We start from the raw sequence: 3,322 nt of genomic DNA, 5'->3' as shown, positions 1-3,322 counted from the left end.
TGGACACGGTGGGTGCGGGTCGGGCGAGCAAAATGCCTATCGCATGGAATGGCATCGAAACCTTCGGTTTGCTCGACGCGCCGGGCGCTCCCGGTGTGAACAGGCAACTCGAAGGAACCAGAATGACAAAACGAAAGCGCAGGCATCGCCGGAGCGTCGATATCCGGATCAACTGGCTGCAGCCGCATGTCGAAGGCTTCAAGAACTGGCTCGCCCAGCGGAAATACACACCGGCGACAACGGCAGAGGTGGTTCGCCTGCTGGCGTTGTGGGGCGATTGGGTCCGCACGTCGGGCTTCGAACTCGAGACGCTCGTCGCCGGCTTCACAGCCTCGGCATCGGTGTTCGGGGGCAGCAAGACCGCCCGTGCGCCGCAGGGTGCCGCGGCGCTGTTCATCGCCTATCTGCGTGAGAAGAACGTCCTGCCGCCAGAGCAGCATCCTTCGCTGGAGGAGACCTGGCCGGCACTGGCCGCCTTCCGTCGTTGGATGCGGGAGCAACGCGGCATCCAGGACTCCACGCTCAATACCTATCAGGAGGTTCTGGTCGATCTGCTGGCCGCGCTGGGAACCGATCCGACAGCGTACACGGCTGCCGCGATCCGCGGCTTCGTGCTCGACCGGGCCAGGCCGCATGGGCGTGGGCGAGCGCAGGGCATCACTGTCGCGACGCGGGCCTATCTCAAATATCTCGTTGCGGTCGGGCAATGCCCGATCGGACGGGAGCATGCGGTTCCGACCTTCGCAAGCTGGCAACTGGCGACGACGCCACGGTTCCTCGGACAGGCCGATATCGACCGTCTGCTTGCCGCCTGTGGCGGCGAAGACCATTTGCGCGATCGGGCCGTCATCCTCCTCCTTGCCCGGCTGGGCCTCAGGGCGAGCGAAGTCGCCAATCTCTCGTTCGGCGACATCGACTGGGAGGATGGCCGGATAACCCTTGTCGGAAAGACCCGGCGCGAGGAGCGTCTGCCGCTGACGCAGGAAATCGGCGATGCCATCCTCGCCTATATCGAGCAGGCGCGGCCGCGTATCGCCACCGCGCGCGTGTTCCTCACGCAGACGGCGCCGGTCCGGCCGATTGGCCGCATCGCGGTGAAATGCATCGTGCGACGCGCGCTCGACCGAGCCGGGATCGACAGCCCCCTTCGCGGGGCTCATGTTCTCCGGCACTCTGCCGCGACAGCGATGTTGCGGGGCGGTGCGAGCCTTGCCGGTGTCGGTGCCGTGCTACGCCATCGCTCGCCTTCGGTCACCGCGCTCTACGCCAAGGTGGATATCGGCCTCCTGTCGGAGATCGCACAGCCTTGGGGCGGGAGGCTGCCGTGCTGAGCGATGACGTGAACCGCTACATCTCTCTGCGTCGTGTGCTCGGCTACAAACTGGTCAAGGTCGAGCGATCTCTTCGCGCCTTCGCGTTCTTCGCCATCGGGCGGGGCGACACGCACATCCGTGCGGCATCGGTCCTGGCCTGGCTGGAGACCGTCGCCTGCACGCCGGGTGCTCGTGCCCGGCGCCTGACGGACCTGATCCTGTTCGCGCGCTTCCTGCACGCTGAAGATAGCCATCATGAGATCCCGCAGGCCGATTCCACGCGGAGCCAGCAAAAGCGACCGGTTCCCTACATCTACACCCCGGACGAGATCGCACGCATCCTCGATACCGCCGGAAAGGTCCGGCGCCATAAGAGCGACCTCCTGAGGCGCCCGCTCTACGTCATGCTGTTCGGGCTGATCGCAGCCGCAGGCCTGCGCGTCTCGGAGGCTCTTACCCTCAGGTTCGACGATATCCAGCCTGGCGGCGTCTTGCACATCCGGGAGACCAAGTTCCGCAAGAGTCGGCTCGTACCACTGCATGCGACGGTCATCGCGGTGCTCGAACACTATCTCAGGCTCCGCCGCCGATGTGCTGGAGAAAGCGAATGGCTGTTCCCCTCGATCCAGGACAAGCAATTATGCCCGACGACCGTGAACTACGCGTTCCGCAGCGTCTTGCGCCGGGCCGGGATCGCGCCGGAGCGAAGCCGGCAGCCTCGTGTCCACGATCTTCGCCACACCTTCGCGACACGTGTTCTGGAGCAATGCGGCGTCGAGCGCGGCACCGTCGCCCGGCACTTCGTCGCCCTGTCGACCTATCTGGGCCATTCCGACATCCGGAACACCTACTGGTATCTGGAGGCGACGCCGCAGATGATGGCCGATATCGCCGCGGCGGCGGAAATGCTGGTCGGGGAGAGCGTCGCGTGACAAAGCTCGCCCCACTCATCACCGGCTTCCTGCGCGACTACATGCCGTGCCAGCGGGGCTATAGTCCGCGGAGCTGCGAGACCTATGCGTTCAGCTTCAAGCTGCTGTTCGACTTCGCCGCGAAACGGCTCGGCACCCGTCCGTCACGGTTGACGATCGAAGACCTCGATGCGCCAATGATCGTAGCCTTCCTTGCCCATCTCCAACAGGACCGCGGCAACGGCGCCTCCACACGCAATCTGCGGCTTGCCGCCATCAAGACATTCATGCGCTATGTGGAGTACAAGGTGCCTTCGGCCCTGGAGCAGATTGGCCGGATCCATGCGATCCCGGCCAAGCGGCACGATCAGAAGCTCATCCGGCATCTGACGATGGAGGAGATCCGCGCGATCCTCAACGCTCCCGATCTCGCGACACAGTCCGGCGTGCGAGACCGGGCGATGATGCACCTCTGCTTCGCCGGGGGCTTGCGGGTCTCCGAACTGGTCGGCGTTTTGACCGAGAATCTGTCGCTCCAACACGGTGCGAGCGTGATGATCCGGGGCAAGGGCCGCAAGGAACGCTGCCTGCCGCTCTGGAAGGAAACCGCTCGCGACCTTCGCGCTTGGCTGAGTGTCAGGGGAACAGCCCGCGTGCCCGAACTCTTCCTCAACGCGCAGGACGAGCCCATGACCCGCGCCGGCTTCGAGTATGTGCTCGAGAAACACGTGAACAAGGAGCCGAGACCTGCGCATCCCTACGCGATCGCAGTGTCTCACCACATCAGCTCCGGCATAGCTGCGCGGTCATCATGCTGCAGGCCACCCATGACATCCGGAAGGTCGCGTTGTGGCTCGGTCACGCCGATATCCGCACGACAGAGATCTACCTCCGCATGGACCCGTCGGAAAAGCTGGAAGCGATCGAGGCGGTCGTCCCGCCGGAACTGAGGCGCGGCCGGTTCAAGGCACCCGATGCCCTGATCGCGTCCTTGCTCTCGGACGTGGAAGCACCGGCCTGATCGGACAGGGCCGCGACGGAGACGGTACTGTCGCGCCAACCCATCCGATCCTGCACCGGCATCGTGCTCGCCATGTT

The 3,322-nt window shown here is 64.9% G+C and carries 3 protein-coding genes and 1 pseudogene; all 4 read left to right on the top strand.

Features of this window, described 5'->3' with window-relative positions; all coding sequences use genetic code 11:
• The first annotated feature begins 122 nt into the window (after positions 1-122).
• A complete protein-coding gene (locus AC1RM7_RS23810; RefSeq protein ID WP_492943924.1) occupies positions 123-1,331 on the top strand; it encodes a tyrosine-type recombinase/integrase in 1,209 nt (402 codons plus the stop codon).
• On the top strand, positions 1,325-2,245 hold the full coding sequence (locus AC1RM7_RS23805; RefSeq protein ID WP_393986785.1) for a tyrosine-type recombinase/integrase: 921 nt from the start codon (positions 1,325-1,327) through the stop codon (positions 2,243-2,245). Before AC1RM7_RS23810 ends, AC1RM7_RS23805 begins: the two co-directional genes overlap by 7 nt.
• A 41-nt stretch (positions 2,246-2,286) precedes the next feature.
• Positions 2,287-2,901: pseudogene (locus AC1RM7_RS23800) on the top strand (tyrosine-type recombinase/integrase); the annotation flags it as partial.
• Positions 2,902-3,035: 134 nt separating this feature from the next.
• A complete protein-coding gene (locus tag AC1RM7_RS23795; protein ID WP_455570348.1) occupies positions 3,036-3,245 on the top strand; it encodes a hypothetical protein in 210 nt (69 codons plus the stop codon).
• Positions 3,246-3,322: the final 77 nt, after the last annotated feature.

This window comes from Afipia sp. GW822-FHT03D08 (assembly GCF_058801645.1).
This window is presented reverse-complemented; position numbering and strand designations above follow the sequence as displayed.